General features: G+C 42.0%; 15 protein-coding genes and 1 riboswitch. Of the genes, 3 read left to right on the top strand and 12 right to left on the bottom strand.

Annotated elements, in window-relative coordinates:
* Positions 1-285 precede the first annotated feature (285 nt).
* Positions 286-807 (top strand): hypothetical protein, encoded by a 522-nt coding sequence (locus tag J2X69_RS09515; RefSeq protein WP_310102116.1) that lies wholly within the window; start codon positions 286-288, stop codon positions 805-807.
* A gap of 77 nt (positions 808-884) precedes the next feature.
* Here the strand turns inward: J2X69_RS09515 and metF are convergent, their stop codons facing one another.
* From metF to J2X69_RS09490, 5 genes are all read right to left on the bottom strand, one after another.
* Positions 885-1,838 carry a methylenetetrahydrofolate reductase [NAD(P)H] gene (gene metF / locus J2X69_RS09510; protein ID WP_310102113.1) on the bottom strand — a complete coding sequence of 318 codons (954 nt, stop codon included), beginning with the start codon at positions 1,836-1,838 and terminating at the stop codon, positions 885-887.
* Complete coding sequence (gene metH, locus J2X69_RS09505) at positions 1,835-4,531, bottom strand: methionine synthase (RefSeq protein ID WP_310102111.1); 2,697 nt, start codon at positions 4,529-4,531, stop codon at positions 1,835-1,837. Before metH ends, metF begins: the two co-directional genes overlap by 4 nt.
* 4 nt (positions 4,532-4,535) lie before the next feature.
* Positions 4,536-5,585, bottom strand: coding sequence for a homocysteine S-methyltransferase family protein (locus J2X69_RS09500; RefSeq protein ID WP_310102108.1), 1,050 nt, complete (start codon positions 5,583-5,585; stop codon positions 4,536-4,538).
* 64 nt (positions 5,586-5,649) lie between these two features.
* A riboswitch (SAM riboswitch) is annotated at positions 5,650-5,748 on the bottom strand.
* Positions 5,749-5,838: 90 nt separating this feature from the next.
* Positions 5,839-7,155 (bottom strand): hypothetical protein, encoded by a 1,317-nt coding sequence (locus tag J2X69_RS09495; RefSeq protein ID WP_310102105.1) that lies wholly within the window; start codon positions 7,153-7,155, stop codon positions 5,839-5,841.
* Between the two features lie 68 nt (positions 7,156-7,223).
* A complete protein-coding gene (locus J2X69_RS09490) occupies positions 7,224-7,625 on the bottom strand; it encodes a response regulator (protein WP_310102102.1) in 402 nt (133 codons plus the stop codon).
* 322 nt (positions 7,626-7,947) lie between these two features.
* Between J2X69_RS09490 and J2X69_RS09485 the strand changes: the two genes are divergently transcribed.
* Positions 7,948-8,268, top strand: a complete 321-nt coding sequence (locus J2X69_RS09485; RefSeq protein ID WP_310102099.1) for a YbjQ family protein — start codon at positions 7,948-7,950, stop codon at positions 8,266-8,268.
* Between the two features lie 17 nt (positions 8,269-8,285).
* Here J2X69_RS09485 and J2X69_RS09480 read toward each other — a convergent pair whose 3' ends face one another.
* From J2X69_RS09480 to J2X69_RS09465, 4 genes are read right to left on the bottom strand one after another with little or no spacing between them, the layout of a single operon-like run.
* The gene (locus J2X69_RS09480; protein WP_310102096.1) at positions 8,286-8,528 is read right to left on the bottom strand and encodes a (2Fe-2S) ferredoxin domain-containing protein; all 243 of its coding nucleotides are present in this window, start codon (positions 8,526-8,528) and stop codon (positions 8,286-8,288) included.
* Positions 8,528-9,781, bottom strand: coding sequence for a DUF819 family protein (locus tag J2X69_RS09475; RefSeq protein WP_310102093.1), 1,254 nt, complete (start codon positions 9,779-9,781; stop codon positions 8,528-8,530). Before J2X69_RS09475 ends, J2X69_RS09480 begins: the two co-directional genes overlap by 1 nt.
* Positions 9,782-9,835: 54 nt before the next feature.
* Entirely contained in the window at positions 9,836-10,474 is a 639-nt protein-coding gene (locus tag J2X69_RS09470; RefSeq protein WP_310102090.1) for a CoA pyrophosphatase, read from the bottom strand.
* A gap of 1 nt (position 10,475) precedes the next feature.
* Positions 10,476-11,159 carry a hypothetical protein gene (locus tag J2X69_RS09465; RefSeq protein ID WP_310102087.1) on the bottom strand — a complete coding sequence of 228 codons (684 nt, stop codon included), beginning with the start codon at positions 11,157-11,159 and terminating at the stop codon, positions 10,476-10,478.
* Between the two features lie 316 nt (positions 11,160-11,475).
* Here J2X69_RS09465 and aceK point away from each other — a divergent pair, with 316 nt between their 5' ends.
* Entirely contained in the window at positions 11,476-13,203 is a 1,728-nt protein-coding gene (gene aceK, locus J2X69_RS09460) for a bifunctional isocitrate dehydrogenase kinase/phosphatase (protein ID WP_310102084.1), read from the top strand.
* Between the two features lie 10 nt (positions 13,204-13,213).
* On the opposite strand, the gene J2X69_RS09455 is transcribed toward aceK, so the two are convergent.
* The 3 genes from J2X69_RS09455 to J2X69_RS09445 form a co-directional block, all read right to left on the bottom strand.
* Positions 13,214-13,981, bottom strand: a complete 768-nt coding sequence (locus J2X69_RS09455; protein ID WP_310102464.1) for a TIGR02757 family protein — start codon at positions 13,979-13,981, stop codon at positions 13,214-13,216.
* Positions 13,981-14,535: a hypothetical protein gene (locus tag J2X69_RS09450; RefSeq protein ID WP_310102081.1), complete on the bottom strand. Its 555-nt coding sequence runs from the start codon at positions 14,533-14,535 to the stop codon at positions 13,981-13,983. Before J2X69_RS09450 ends, J2X69_RS09455 begins: the two co-directional genes overlap by 1 nt.
* A gap of 137 nt (positions 14,536-14,672) precedes the next feature.
* A complete protein-coding gene (locus tag J2X69_RS09445; RefSeq protein WP_310102078.1) occupies positions 14,673-15,842 on the bottom strand; it encodes a LysM peptidoglycan-binding domain-containing protein in 1,170 nt (389 codons plus the stop codon).
* Positions 15,843-16,080: the final 238 nt, after the last annotated feature.

Below are 16,080 nucleotides of genomic sequence, written 5' to 3'. Positions count from 1 at the left end.
AACAGTTTCTAACGCCAAACTTGTCCGTTTGCTGACAAACGTCCTCTCTATATTTTTACCAATTATGCACAGATTATGGAAAAATTGGGTAATAATTATCCTAAACCGGGGAAAAACCTAAATCTAAAAAAGTTGTAAAAAATTGTTCAAGAATGTTGATCTAAGGCAATAGGGCCTTTTTAAGCCTACTGTTCTAGACAAACGACAGCTTGGAAAGAGTATTGCAAGAGAATGATTGGAATTAAACCATCAAAAAACCTTTTTGAAAACAAATCAATATAGAAAATGAAAACTAAAGCAACTTTAATTATTGGAGCAGCAGTAGTCGCAATGTATTCATGTGATACTAAAAACTACACTGAAGAAGATCGAATACAGGTAACAGAGAATCTGGAAAATTTTGTGGACAGTGTAGAAAATGTAGTTAAAATTGTGCCTGTTCACAACTGGAGTGTAATCGAAGAGCGGTATGACAGCTTGGATTCAAGAGCTGAGAAAGTGTACAAAGATCTTCAGATCGAGGATGGCAACCTTGAAATGATAGAAGAACGTTATGAAACTGTAGTGAAAAATGCCAAAGCAGAGTCAGAGAATTTCGAACGGACAGCAAGCATGCATATGGAAAATGTAGAGTCTTGGTGGAAAAAAACTACTGATGATGCGGAAAAAGGTGCTAAAAACACATCTAAAGATATCGAAGAAGCAACTCAAGAAAGTTTAACCTGGTTGGAGCAAAACTTTGACAAACTAGGAGACGAATCCAAAAAGAAGTATGAAGAAATCACAAAAGAACTTCATAGAGATTAAACAAACCACCAATCAACCAAAAAAGCCTTCTGATTTGTATTCAGAAGGCTTTTTTGGTTTTACGACACTATGATGAACTAGAATATTTCTTTGGCAATCTTATAGGTTGTATCCGCTTTACTCATCGTATAGAAATGTAATGAAGGTACATTCTTTTTCACCAGTTCTTTAGACTGCTGGATAGCCCATTCTATTCCCACTTCTTTGACTTCCGCATTGGTCTTACACTTCTCCAATTCATCCATTAACGCATCCGGTAAGTCCAAAAAGAATGTACGGGGAAGCATTGTGATTTGACCCATCGTAGTGATTGGCTTAATACCGGGAATGATAGGAATAGTAATCCCTGCTGCCCGTACCTGATCTACAAATTCAAAATATTTTTCGTTGTCAAAAAACATCTGGGTCACAATATACTCCGCTCCTTTCTCTACTTTTTCCTTCAGGAATTTCAGATCAAATTTCATGGAAGGAGCTTCAAAGTGCTTCTCAGGATAACCGGCTACTCCCACACAAAAATCTGTCTGAAAGCCGATTTCAGTTTCTTCATGCAAATAACGCCCCTGATTCATTCTCATAATCTGCTCTACCAATTCGCTGGCATAGCCATGGCCTTCTGCCTCAGGTATGAACTTTCCTTCAGTCTTCGGAGCATCCCCGCGAAGAGCAAGTACATTTTCTACTCCGATGAAGTTCAAATCAATCAGCGCATTTTCTGTCTCTTCTCTGGTAAATCCACCACAAAGCAAATGTGGAACCGCGTCAATCTGAAAACGATTCATGATCGCCGCACAAATCCCCACTGTTCCCGGCCGCTTTTTAGTGCTGATTTTTTCCAGTAATCCATTTGGGTGCTTCTTATAGATAAACTCTTCACGGTGATATGTCACATCTACAAACGGAGGATTGAAATCCATCAAAGGCGCTATACCTTCAAGTAATTCTTTAAGACTTTGGCCTTTCAGCGGAGGCAGTATTTCAAAGGAAAACAAGGTGCTTTTAGCGTTTCCCAAGTGTTCGGTTATTTTCATGAAGTAGGTTCTACTAAGGTTAAATTAGGTTGATAAGCTAGGTTAGGAGAAAGTAATCGCTCTGCATCCCGAACAGGAATCCCCTTACGCTCTGCGTAACTGGCTACCTGATCCTCTCCTATTTTGCCAAGCCCAAAATATTTACTTTCGGGATTGCCAAAGAAATACCCTGATACGGAGGAAGTGGGATACATCGCAAAGCTTGAAGTCAATTCGATTCCGATCTCATGCTCCATATCCAATAGTTGTGAAATGGTGACCTTCTCCGAATGCTCAGGACAAGCCGGATAGCCGGGAGCAGGCCTGATACCGGGATATTCTTCCCGTATCAAAGAGTCATTTTCCAAGTTTTCATCCTTGGAATAGCCCCAATACTCCTTTCGCACGAGTTCATGGATATATTCTGCAGCAGCTTCTGCAAGTCTGTCTGCAATAGATTTAAACAAGATATCATTGTAATCATCTCCGGCTTTTTGGAATTCGGCAAGTTTGGTCTCCATACCGATGCCTGAAGTCACCGCAAAGCATCCTATATAATCTGTTTTGTCAGGATGTAAATAGTCAGCCAAAGAACGGTTTGGAATGCCTTTGCCTTTTCTTCCTTGCTGACGCAAAAAATGAAAGGATGCAGCATGATTACCATCTACATCAAGCACAACTGCATCATCGTCTTTTCGCTGTACAGGATACAGTCCAAATACCGCATTGGCAGAAAGCCACTTCTCAGCTATTGCTTTATCCAGCATTTCATTCGCCTCATCATAGACTTTCTTTGCCTCAACCCCAACTACGGGATCGGAAAATATCTTGGGAAATTTCCCGCTGAGCATCCAGGTACTGAAGAAGGGTGTCCAATCAATGTACTTGCGGACCACAGTCAAATCCAGATCTTTGAGGACAGTCCTACCAAGTTTGTTTGGAACCACAGGCACAAATGAATCCCAATCAATCTCTACAGGATTGGCTTTCGCCTCTTCGTAAGAAATCAATTGCTTCACAGACTGCTTGGCTTCATGCTCTACTCTTAGCTGCTGATATATTTCCTTGTATTTTACTCTATAAGCATCTTTTGTTTCCTCAGAAATTGCCTCTCCTGCAATCGGCACAGACTTACTTGCATCCATCACATGGATTACGGTTCCGCTATAAACAGGATCAATCTTCACTGCTGTATGGATTCTGGAGGTAGTCGCACCTCCTATGAGTAGAGGGATCTTGATTCCCTGACGTTCCATCTCCGAGGCCACATTTACCATCTCGTCCAAAGAAGGTGTAATCAGACCACTCAACCCTATGATATCGACTTTATTTTTAACCGCTTCGTCTATGATTTTCTGAGCATCCACCATCACTCCCAAATCGATGATTTGGTAACTATTGCATGCCAGCACCACTCCTACTATATTCTTGCCTATATCGTGCACATCCCCTTTTACAGTTGCCAAAAGTATCTTCTTCAAGGAAGATTCTTCCTGCCCTTCTTCAGGCAGTGGCATAAACGGCTCCAAATAGGCCACAGCCTTTTTCATCACACGGGCAGATTTCACTACCTGGGGAAGGAACATTTTCCCTTCACCAAAGAGGTCTCCCACCACGTTCATACCATCCATCAATGGCCCTTCTATCACCTTCAGCGGGCTTTTAAGCTCAATTCTGGCTTCCTCTGTATCTTCTATTATAAAATCCAATATCCCCTTCACCAGTGCATGCTCCATTCGCTTGGAAACTGAATCAGAGCGCCAAGCTTCATTGACTACCGCCTTTTTATCTGCTGACTTTACCGTTTCCGCAAAATCAAGCATACGCTCTGTAGCATCTTCTCTCCGATCGAAAAGTACGTCTTCGACCCGCTCCAGTAAATCCTTCGGAATGTCATCATAGATCTCCAGCATAGTGGGATTCACTATCCCCATATCCATCCCGCTCTTGATGGCATGGTATAAGAAAGCCGCATGCATAGCTTCTCTCACGGGATTATTACCTCTGAAAGAGAAACTGACATTACTGACTCCACCACTTACCTTGGCCCCTGGAAGATTTTCCTTAATCCATTTGGTCGCATTAAAGAAGTCTAATGCATTCTTACGGTGCTCATCCATCCCCGTGGCGACCGGGAAAATATTGGGGTCAAAAATGATATCCTGGGGATTAAACTTCACTTGATCCACAAGGATCCTATAGCTCCTCCCACAGATTTCCACTCTTCTATCATAAGTATCGGCCTGTCCATACTCATCGAAAGCCATCACCACCACTGCCGCACCGAATTTTTTCACCGTTTTGGCTTGTTGGATAAATTCTTCTTCCCCGTTTTTCAGGGAAATAGAATTGACAATGCCTTTTCCCTGGACGCACTTCAATCCCGCCACGATAATCTTCCATTTGGAACTATCGATCATGATCGGGATTCTTGAGATCTCCGGTTCTGAAGCAATCAGATTTAGGAATTTGACCATGGCAAATTCCCCATCAAGCATGCCTTCGTCCATACAGACATCCAGTACTTGGGCTCCTCCACGTACCTGATCCAAGGCCACTTCCAGTGCCTCATCATAGTTCCCGTTCAATATCAACCGGGCAAATTTCTTCGAGCCGGTAATATTCGTCCGTTCGCCTATATTGACAAAATTGATTTCGGGTGTAAAAACCAGCGGCTCTAAGCCGGATAGTTTCATGTAATTATTTCTTGCCATCTTCTCAGTCCAACGTTTCCTCTAATTCTTCTTGTAATTTTCTAGGCTGAAAACCTGCAGCCATCTGTGCCAAAGCTGAAATATGCTCAGGAGTGCTGCCGCAGCAACCTCCCAAAATATTCAGCATTCCTTCTTTCAAAAAGTCCCTTATCTGATCCGCCATTTCACCGGCTCCCTGATCATATTGTCCAAATTCATTTGGCAAGCCGGCATTCGGATAAGCACTCACATAGAACGGCGATTCCTGCGCCAGTACTTTCAAATAGGGCCTCAATTCCTTTGCTCCCAACGCACAATTCAATCCAACCGATAGCAGCGGAACATGCGATATGGAAATCAAAAACGCTTCTGTAGTCTGCCCCGAAAGGGTACGTCCGGAAGCATCGGTAATAGTACCGGAAACCATGATCGGTACACCTCCGTCTTTCGGATCCAACGGAATATCTCTTTCTTCAAACACATCCTGTATCGCATATAGAGCTGCTTTGGCATTTAATGTGTCAAAAATCGTCTCTACCAATATGATATCTGCTCCACCATCCAACAACCCCCGAACTTGCTCTGCATAGGCTTCTGCCAGTTGATCAAAAGTGATTGCACGATATCCGGGGTCATTTACATCCGGTGACAGTGAAGCTGTTCTATTGGTCGGGCCTATAGCTCCTGCCACGAAGCGGGGTTTATCCGGATTCTTGGCGGTATATTCGTCTGCTACCTCTCGGGCGAGCTTTGCGGATTCTAAATTGATGGCGTATGCCAAATGTGAAAGCTCATAATCCGCCTGGGCAATAGTGGTGGCAGAAAATGTGTTGGTTTCTATAATATCTGCTCCAGCCTTGAAATATTCAGCATGGATATCCCTGATTATTTGCGGTTTGCTTAGAGACAATAGATCATTGTTTCCCTTAAGGGATTTGGGATGTGATGCGAGCTCAGGAGTTCGAAAATCCTCCTCAGTCAAGGTATATCGTTGAATCATGGTTCCCATGGCTCCATCGAGTATCAAAATTCGCTGAGAAAGTTGTTGAAGCAGGGATTCCGTTCTGTTTTGCATACTGTTTTTTGTTAATCAAAAAGCTTGTCGAGCAAAACACGGATAGAAGTACAGCGTACTAGTCCGCTCATCTGTTCCCGATAAATCGGGATGGGAGTTAGCACCTTAATTCTAGGTTGCTAAGACGTCGTTGGGCCCTTCCCTCGGTCTTTCTCGATAAGCAACCCAAAGTTAATAGCATTTTGATAATAAAACAGGAGAATCACTAAAAAGGCCCCACTAAAAACAGAATAACATTGTGAAAAGAGCAAAATTACGGTCTTACTCCTACTCCGAAACTCAAATATGGTCCTGCCATAAAACTTGACATACTTAAATTGCCCAGTCTATAATTTGCCAAAGGAATCTCATAACCTGCCGAGGCAGTAAATACCAAGTCAAACATTTTACGCTTGGTCATCGGAATCCCGTATTCTGCAAAGACCTCAGGCTTCAGCATCAACCCACTATTTCTCAAATACCCGTCAAACTCCCTTTGCTCGAATAGTTCAGGAAAATCAGGCTTATCCTTTGTCATAAGTGTATAGCGAATATTACCGTAACCTAGCCCTGCCAATGCTCCCACACCAAAATTTCTGTATTCAATCAAATTATATCCTACATTTCCATAAACCCTCAAACTGTTCAGGGAATGTTCCTTCTCGCTGTTTGCATTACCATTCAAGGCAAGGTTGTAGAGTTCTGCTCCATACAGCATACGCTCGGTGTCGCCCAAAATCCGCAAGCCCCAGTTAGACGGAGTACCATTCAAAGGGTTTAGACCCGCTTCTTTCAACTTGGAATTGAATTCTTTGGCATTGGTGAAATGGATACCTCTAATTATCGAGATACCGATACTTGCGTCCTTGTAAAAGAAATTCCTATCAGGGAGCGTAATCCCAGCCCCTACCCGTATAAATGCTCCGCTTTGGGCATTGTCAAAGGAGATTCCGTGCATATTCCACTTGCCTTCCAGAGGACTGAAGGAATAACCCATTTTGGTTATGATCTGTAGCGCTTCCCGTCTTCCGGGTAAGTCAAAATCGTAGCTGAGCTGAAAACCGATTTCTGTCAGGAAATTCCCGTAATGTAAAGTCCCCTTTTGGATATCTTTTTCTCTAAGTACATATCCCTCCTCCGGTTTGGCCAAAAATGCGTCCAAATCCCTAGTACGCTCTGTGGGCAACATTTGAAAATTAAGGAAACCAACACCAATGGACATGTAGTGGATTAATTGAAATCTTGACTCTTCGGTAAATGCGTAGCCCACATTTAACAATGCTCTTGAAGTCCTGTAATTCATTGAAAAATCATCGAACTCACTTACCCCCCCTCTATTGTGTAGCACATCCATTCCAACTACGAAATCATTGATTCTAGCCTGATAGCCCAGTCCTATTGTCTGATACTTATTTCTCAAACCTGACAAGCCCCTATCTTCCAACATTTGGTTGAACTGATTAAGACGCCCCCCTGAAGTACCCGCCACCGCATAGAAAGTAGAGCGTTTTGTCATCAACTGCTGCGCCTGGGCATCAACAAAACAGAAAAAAACAAATAGCAATAGTAAGAATCTATTAAAAAGGGGCATTGAATAGTGGATTTGTATTAAGCTGGGCAGACTTAGACCTGATAGGCAAAATTAATGCTAAACCTGTATTAACTGATATCTTTCGAATTAAGATATTCTGTTAATTTCCCAATAAGTGCCTCGGGTGTGAATGGCTTTTCCACAAAATCATTAATGCCAATTTGATCCATCTCATTCTTGATCTCATGATAAGAACTGGCAGAAAAAATTAAAATGGGAATTTCTCTTTTGTGCGGATCTTTGTTCGAGCGTATATATTTTGCCACTGTAAAACCATCGAACACCGGCATTTGGATATCTATAAGCACTACATCAAACTCACCACGCTCAAACTCGTCAATTGCCTCTTGCCCGTCTGAGGCGATCACAAGGTTTCTTACGTGCCATTTTTTCAGGATTTTTTTTATCAGGATTTGATTTACCAAATTATCCTCAGCCACCAAAATCGATGCATCTTGCAAAAAATTCATCTTGCATCCAAGGTGATGAGTATGGGTATAAAAGTCTTCTTCCAAACTAATACAGTGTTTCAATGTAAAATCAAAAAAGGCCCAACTTTCGGGGTTCGGTCACCTAATTTTTGCACAGTGAAGTTCTATTAATCTTTTTACAATTGCTAATCCTAGTTCAGTTCCATACTTTTTAAGTATCACGTTCTTAGTGAAACACATTCCCTGCAGCAATTTGATGGATTGAAAGAAAATAATACAAATTTTCCCCACAAATCTTTTTCCATATATATTCGTGAATTCCGAAAACAACTCACATTCTAAATCTAATTAAATCGACACGATGATAGTAACTACCACCAACTCACTTGATGGCTACAGTGTAGAGCAATACCTGGGAATTGTATCAGGTGAAACCATTATTGGAGCCAATTTATTCAAGGATTTCTTGGCAAGCATTACCGACATAGTCGGCGGACGGTCTTCTTCCTATGAGCGTGTACTAAGAGAGGCAAAAGCCACAGCCATGACAGAGATGGAAATGCAAGCTCGGGCTTTCGGTGCAAATGCGATACTCGGCATCGACCTGGACTACGAAACTATCCGTGATGGAATGCTGATGGTCACCGCAAGCGGAACTGCAGTAAAAGTACTAAAAACTTAAAACGAGGTCCTGAACCTTCAGGACTTCTTTAATTGCACCAAGACTTTTTCAACGGTAGTCTTTTTACAAAAATGATCGCCCACAATTACATTTGGAGCTGTTTTGCACATATCCATGCACTTGGTTTTTATGAATTTGCAGCTGCCTCTGAGTGGAGCCTCGGCGGCTATGTCTTTTAGCTCTTTGAATAGCTTTTTGGCTCCGTCTTTTTTACAATCGGAGCCATTACATATAAAGATTAGTTTTCGGGAGTGTTTCATTATCCTACTGAAATAGCCTGCATCATCAATCCACAAAGGTACGCACCATACGTACCTGCCGCATACCCCAACACTGCCAAAAGCACGCCAACAGGTGCCAGTGATGCATCAAAAGCTGCTGCTACAATCGGAGCTGATGCTGCCCCCCCCACATTAGCCTGAGATCCTACTGCCACATAGAAGAACGGAGCTTTGATAATAAAGGCTACGATAAGCATAATCAAAATATGGAAGAACATCCATACAATACCGATTAGAAACAGCACAGGATTATCCAATACAGCTCCCAAATCCATTTGCATACCTACCGTGGCTATTAAGACATAAAGTAAAACACTTCCCATTCGAGAAGCCCCCGCGCCCTCAAGATTCCGGGCTCTGGTAAAAGATAGTACTAATCCTAACGTAGTCGCTACTACCACTATCCAGAAAAAAGTGGAATTAAGGGAATACTGTTCTAATTCCGGATAATTTTCTCCAATGTAAGGTGCCACAAAATCAGCAATCAAATGCGCAGCCCCGGTAACCCCAAACCCTACCCCCAAAATAAGCATCGTATCTGTCAAACTGGGGATTCGCATGATTCCTGCCCTGAATTTTTCGATTTTGTCTCTCAACGCATAAATAGCGGTGCTATCTGCTTTGAATAGCTTATCTATTTTAGCAGGCTTGGCAGCCCAATATAACAGTACCGCCAACCATAGGTTAGCAACCAAAACATCCACTGCGATCATTTGGCTAAACAATATAGGACTAGGCTCAAACACTCTCAGCATTGCCGTCTGATTTGCCCCTCCCCCTATCCAAGATCCTGCGATAGTGGACAAGCCTCTCCATATTTCATCAGGGCCATTTCCACCCAACAATTCCGGAAAGAAAAATCCGACAGTAAACAAGGCCAATGGTCCTCCGAGCATAATCCCAACTGTCCCTGACAGAAACATTACGATTGCCTTTGGTCCCAATCTCGAGATACCTTTGATGTCAATACTAATGGTAAATAAAACCAAGGACGCGGGAAGTAGGTATCTACTAGCCACACTATATAAATTGGAGGTCTCTCCGGAAATAATCCCAAAAGAATTGGCAAGTGCCGGAATAAAATAACAGAGTAAAACCGTAGGAACAACACCATAGAATTTCTTCCAAAATGGTTTCTCGCTGGCCGAAGTGGCAAAAATGAGTGCCAGGATGGCCATAAGCAATCCAAACACTACAGCATCATTTGTAAGCAAGGGGGTATTGTCTTTCATTATATTTGGGTAATCAATTGCAACAATACCAACAATTGGCCAAAAGCCCAAAGTCTACCTCTTCCCGTTTTCTAGTATCTGAAGCAATTCACTGAGAATCATCGCTGTCGCTCCCCATACCATCTCCTTATCTACCTCAAAATAAGGAGTGTCCAAACGGAAATTATCACTGAACTCTAATATTTTTTGTTTTCGAAAATTAGGTTCGTACAGCGTACTGACAGAAGTCTGGATGATTCTAGCTACTTCTTTTTCTTCGGGTACAAACTCCGGAATATCTTCCGAATAGCCCAAAATGGGTGTTACCAAAAAATTACTCGTAGGGATAAACAACGTGCTCATCCGTCCAATCAGATTAACCTGCTCTGGAAGAATCCCTACTTCTTCCCAAGCTTCCCGAAGTGCCGTTTCTATTTCGTCTTCATCTTCTTCTTCCATTTTGCCGCCCGGAAAAGCAATCTGTCCACTATGAACACCCTCATAATCAGGCCTTTTGATCAGAGGGAAAAATGCCTTTTTTTCATTGGGATAAAGAAGTATCAGGACGGCGCCTTTGCGATAATTATCCGGAAGTTTCGGATCAAATCTTCGCATATCCACAGGATTTGGAGACATAAAGAGCTGCGCTTCTTTTCCGGGAAGTGGATACCTCATCCCTTTCTCCAACAAATTCAAAACGCTCTCAAAATCCATATTAAACCAAATCTAAGGGTTTGATTTTAGAATTGATATAGGACTGGGGTACATAGGATTCGGACTCCTTTGCCAGCTGAAACTGCTTTAAAACATGAGTTTCCACATTTATCAGCCAGGTCATGGGTCTATAACCACTTATTCCCTGAAAATATCCCAATACCAAGAATTCACTTTCATTTAACCACATCCCATCTTCAAACATTCCTGAAGGTCCCATAAATAGTAAGCGCTCCTTCATTCCATCCTGTCTATACCAAATAACCTCCGCGTCCGGGTTCAAATAAGGTGAATCGATACTTTCATGGGCTTCTACTTTACTGCTATAAATATCCATGGTGCCATTCCCTTCCGGGTGCGGAAATTGGTATGGATAGAGGGGATCTCCCTTTAATATGGGGTTTTTCTCGGGCATCTCCATAGGATCTATGGAATCCGTCATAGTCAATTCGAAATGGGAAGCTTCAAACATCCCAACTTCACTGCTCCAGTGGGAGTACCAGAGCTCATTTTGAGCTAATGCCGCATCTATCTGGGCTCTATTTCGGCTTAACTCTTCCTCATCCACCAAAATATCTCCTGAATGTTCAGCTTCCTGTTTCTCTTTGCTGTCGCAGGAAAAAAACACCAAAAAAGCAATGCCAAAGATGGCCAAGTAAGTAAATATGATTTTCGGACTCCTCATGGAAATTTTAATTGAGAAGGTTAAGCTAAGTCAGGACGACTAAAAAACAAAAAAGGTTGGGACATTGACCCAACCTTTTCCTGCTCTCAAACCTATTAAACCTATTGTAGATATTCGTTTTATGAATACCTGCGAAAATTAGAAAATGTTTTCATATACTCCAAACAATCGATTGCGAAAGATTTTCAAAATTTTATTTCCCCATAGAATTTTCGCGATAAACCCCTATAAATCAATGAAATTATATTTGAGTAAGTGCAAAAAAAATTTATGTTCAAATTTTAGCTTTTCATTAAGTTTGAGTGAATAAACTTTTATGACTTCTACACTCGCATATCAACTCGCACATAAAATAGAAAACGGCTTCATTACCTACATGGAGCTTTTCAATACCTATACCAGACTTGCACCAAAATATTTCAGTGAAAAAGCTTGGCATGCCACTCACCTCAATAGCAAACAGCGACTACGTCTATACAAAGATCTGCTCTTTCCACTGGCAGCAGAATGCTCGGAAATGCTGGGTAGCAAAGCCACTGACTCCTCAAGTTGGAAAGAGATAAAGTCAGCATACCAATTACTGATTGCAAATAGACCTGATCTCGAATTGGCTGAAACATTTTTCAACTCCGTCATTCGAAAAAGCTACCCAAAATTGACCATCGATGAAGAATTGATGTTCGTGATGGAAGGGTTCGATTCATGCACGGTCAGGGAGTCGGATGACCTCCTAAGAACCTATCCCTCATTTTTTGGTTTGGAAAAAAACATTCGACAGATTCTCGATGATTATGACTTTGGCGCGCCTTTTATGGACAAAGAGCAAGACATCAAATTTCTGATAGCGGGTGTCCGAAAGGTGATTTTGACAAGATACCGGGTAGGTCCGGATACGAAAACCCAGATCTTAAAATCTGTTTTCTATCGAAATAAAGCTGCGTATCTGATCGGAAGGACATTTTTGGGACATAAGTGGATGCCTTTTATTATCCCTGTCCTGCACGGAGAAAAAGGAGTATTTGTGGATACCCTGATTTTCGATCCCAATCTAATGAGTAGCATGTTCAGCTTTACACGATCATATTTTATGGTCGAAGCAGAAGTGCCCTCCCAGGTGGTGGGCTTTCTCAACTCTGTTATTCCACACAAAAAAATCCATGAACTTTACAATGCCATAGGTTTTAACAAGCATGGCAAAACGCTCTTTTATCGGGACTTTCTTTACCATTTGGATGCCAGTGAAGATCAATTCGAAGTGGCCGCAGGGATCAAAGGAATGGTGATGACTGTATTCACTTTGCCGTCATTGAACATCGTGTTCAAGATGATCAAAGACCATTTTGAACCGCCAAAAACCATGACCAGACAAGAAGTAAGAGGTAAGTATAAACTGGTGTCTCTTCATGACCGTGTGGGCAGAATGGCGGATACGCATGAATTTGAGTACTTTAAAATTCCGATTGACCGGATTAGCCCTGCATTGATGATAGAACTCCGGAAGACGGTCAATTCACTTTTGAACATTACCGATTCTCACCTAATTGTCAAGCACCTGTATACAGAAAGAAGAATGGAACCTTTAAATCTGTTTTTGGAACACTGTAGTACAGAGGAAGGAATGAGGGCTACAGAAGATTATGGAAGAGCAATTCTCCAATTGGCACAGGCGAATATTTTTCCCGGCGATATGATGACCAAAAACTTTGGTCTTACGCGGCAAAAGCGGGTAATTTTTTACGATTACGATGAAATTGAATTCTTGACCGATATGAATTTCCGCATCAAACCAAAAGCGGAAACTTACGAGCAGATTTATGCTCCTGAGCCATGGTATTCTATTGCTAAAAATGACGTTTTCCCGGAAGACTTCAAGCGATGGATGATAGGAAGAAAGGATCTCAAAGAACATTTTCTTTCCTATCACCAAAATCTTTTTGACCCTATATATTGGCAGGAAATCCAGCAAAGAATTGTATCCGGCGAACTGATCCACGCCTTTCCCTATCCCGATGAGATCAGGTTTCGGCCTCATGAAAAAATTTAAGGAGAACTAATCAGAACTTCTCTTCTACTCCCAAACCGAATAACGCAAAGTCATACTTAACAGGATCTTCCGAATCAAATTCCCTGAGCTTTTGGGTCAATTCCAATGCTGTCAGCCAATCAGTCTGCTTTCGGGTAATTATACCCAGCTTTCTTCCCACCCGATCCACATGCAGATCACACGGACATATCAACTGAGAAGGCGAGATTTTCTTCCAAAGCCCAAAATCAACTCCCCTATCATCTTCTCGGACCATCCATCGCAGGTACATATTGATACGCTTACAGGCGGCCTTTCGACTGGGCGTGGCGATATGCTTCCGGGTACGGTGAGGAGCATCCGACAGGGAAAAGAAAAACTCCTGAAACTTCGTCAAAATCGATTCCATCGCATCCACCGTGCCTGTTTGGCCTATAAGAAATGCCTCCTCAAGAGAAGTGTGTTTTTTGTAAAACCAACTCAAAAAGTGGACAAAATACAGTGTATCCACATCATTGAAGGTTCTGTGCTTGAAGGTCAGGAAAGGCTTCAAATCATCCTCTTGATGATTCAGCAAAAAATCATGCGGGGAATTGTCCATCATCTGAAACAGTTCTACGCATTTGTTAATAATAGTCTTACGCTGACCCCAAGCCAAAATAGCTGCGAAAAAGCCCGAAATCTCTATGTCTTCTTTTTTGGAAAATCGATGTGGGATAGAAATGGGATCAAGTGTAATAAAGCCTGGGCGATTATACTGATCAACCTTTTCATCTAAAAAGTCCTTGAGATTATGCATCATAGCGCAACTTTAACCTCACCGCCCTGCGTACCGTCAAACCATTTGAAGCAAAGCTCATTGTCCACTATCTCAGAGACATGCCAGTCAAAGCATTTGATATTTGTAAGTGAGCGGAGTGAGTCTTCATCAGGGTTATATAGACAAATATCAAAATCGGGTAAATCTTTGGATTCTGTACTGTTCCATTTTTCCAGAATATAACCTTCTTCGAGTACTCTTACCTTTTTGCCGAACACATAATCAGAAAGTACGGATGGCACACCATCTTTCCTTCTAAACTTATATCCTGACGGCCCAAACACAATATGTTTGACCAATTTGGCTTCCAGCAATTCTCCGGAATAAGGCAAATCTTCCCATTCGGACTCTTTCAAAACAACCTTTTTGCCTTCCGGACGAAGTCTATTCAGAAATCTGGAAAGCAATGAAAACACATAGGTAACGCCGATAAACAGCAAGCCAAAACTCGCCAAAATCGGATAAGAAACAATAAATATCAGATTCCAAATGAACCTGAAAATATGATGGAATATGAGTTGGACTTTATTCATAGCTCGAATGCAAAATTAGCAGTGGCTCAGCGGAAACCAAAATTCGCTTCTAAAACCTCAGGATCAAGCTATAGGTTCATAACGAAAGAAGACCGTCATCACTGACGGTCTTCCCTTATCTTGAGTATAGTGCGCTATCAATACATCACTTCCACCGGAAATCTGCCATTAACAGCTTTCAGCTGATCGAATGCTGCCTGGGAAAGCTTAATTACCAACTTACTGTTGTCTCCCGTTTCAGGGAGTGTACCCACTACCCTGGCGAAAATCGTTATATCATTTTCTTCGTTTTTCACACGCATGATTGTACCGACCGGAGCAGTTCTATGTAGTACCAAGTATTTTTTATGTCCGCCCGTGCCTTCAATTAACTCGGCTTGGCCTGTTTCCTTTATATTCTTAAAACCACCCGAAGTACTTGAATCTGCAGGTTCCACCATCATTTCATCTGCACTGGAAACGACTCTGGGATTCCCTATTACAGGGACAGTGGATTCCTGCATAGCACCCCGCCCTACCTTGAGAACTTGTCCTTTCTGGAGGTTATTGGAAGTTAGCGCATTCCATGTGATCAAATCTTCCACACGTGCAGAATATTGACTGGCGATAGAGAAAAGTGTCTCTCCATCTTGAACAGAATGTGATTTCCATTCACCCGGCACCATTGGTTTACTATTTTCTCCAGCTGCCTTAGGGTTCGGCTGCTTAGCTGCTTCAGGATTTGAAGCAGTTGCTGATTTCTCACTTACCTTAGGTGCCTCTTCCGCTTTTTTGGCTGTTTTTTCCTTCTCTTTATTTGCTGACTTGCTTGCTGACTCAGTAGTACCAACTGCAACTGCGGGCTCCGGCTCTTTTGCCACAGTTACCGGTATAGCAGGTTCAATAATCAAGGACTGGCCTACGCTCAGGTCATTGCCTTTCAAACCATTGTCTTTCATCACACGCTCTACCGCCACCCCGTATTTTTTTGAAATAGAGAAAAGAGTTTCTCCGGGAACTACATTATGCAGGACAGAACCTGCCGGCAGTTCAGCCATTGATACAAAAGGAACTTTGATCGTCTGACCGATTTTCAGTCCTTGCTTCAACACCGGGTTTGCTTCTATAATATCACTGACGGGAGATTTATACCGACGGGAAATTCCAAAAAGTGTCTCTTTCGGATCAACCTCATGTAATATATACGACTGATCTCCTATTCGCTGAACCCCAACCGAATCGAGAGAAGCAAGCTCTGAAGCCATTGATAACGAAGAAGAAAGAACAAAAACAAGGAAGAACCAGAAAAACTGTGATCTGTTATTCATAGGAATGTACTGAGTTGGGAGTAAACGAATTAGAAATACAAGGTTAATTTCCATTGTCCTAGGACGCAAGAATTATGCTAGAAAAGAAACAGAATAGCGGAGATCATATAATCTCTGCAAAGATCGTGGGAATAGTCCACTAATCGGAATTTACGCTGCAAAAATACGTACGGTATTCACAGCTATCTAAAGAAAAGAGCCGGTTTTTAGAGGTATTTCGTATCTTTTATCATTCGAA

Origin of the sequence: Algoriphagus sp. 4150 (assembly GCF_031457395.1) — a bacterium.
GTDB lineage: Bacteria > Bacteroidota > Bacteroidia > Cytophagales > Cyclobacteriaceae > Algoriphagus.
This window is presented reverse-complemented; position numbering and strand designations above follow the sequence as displayed.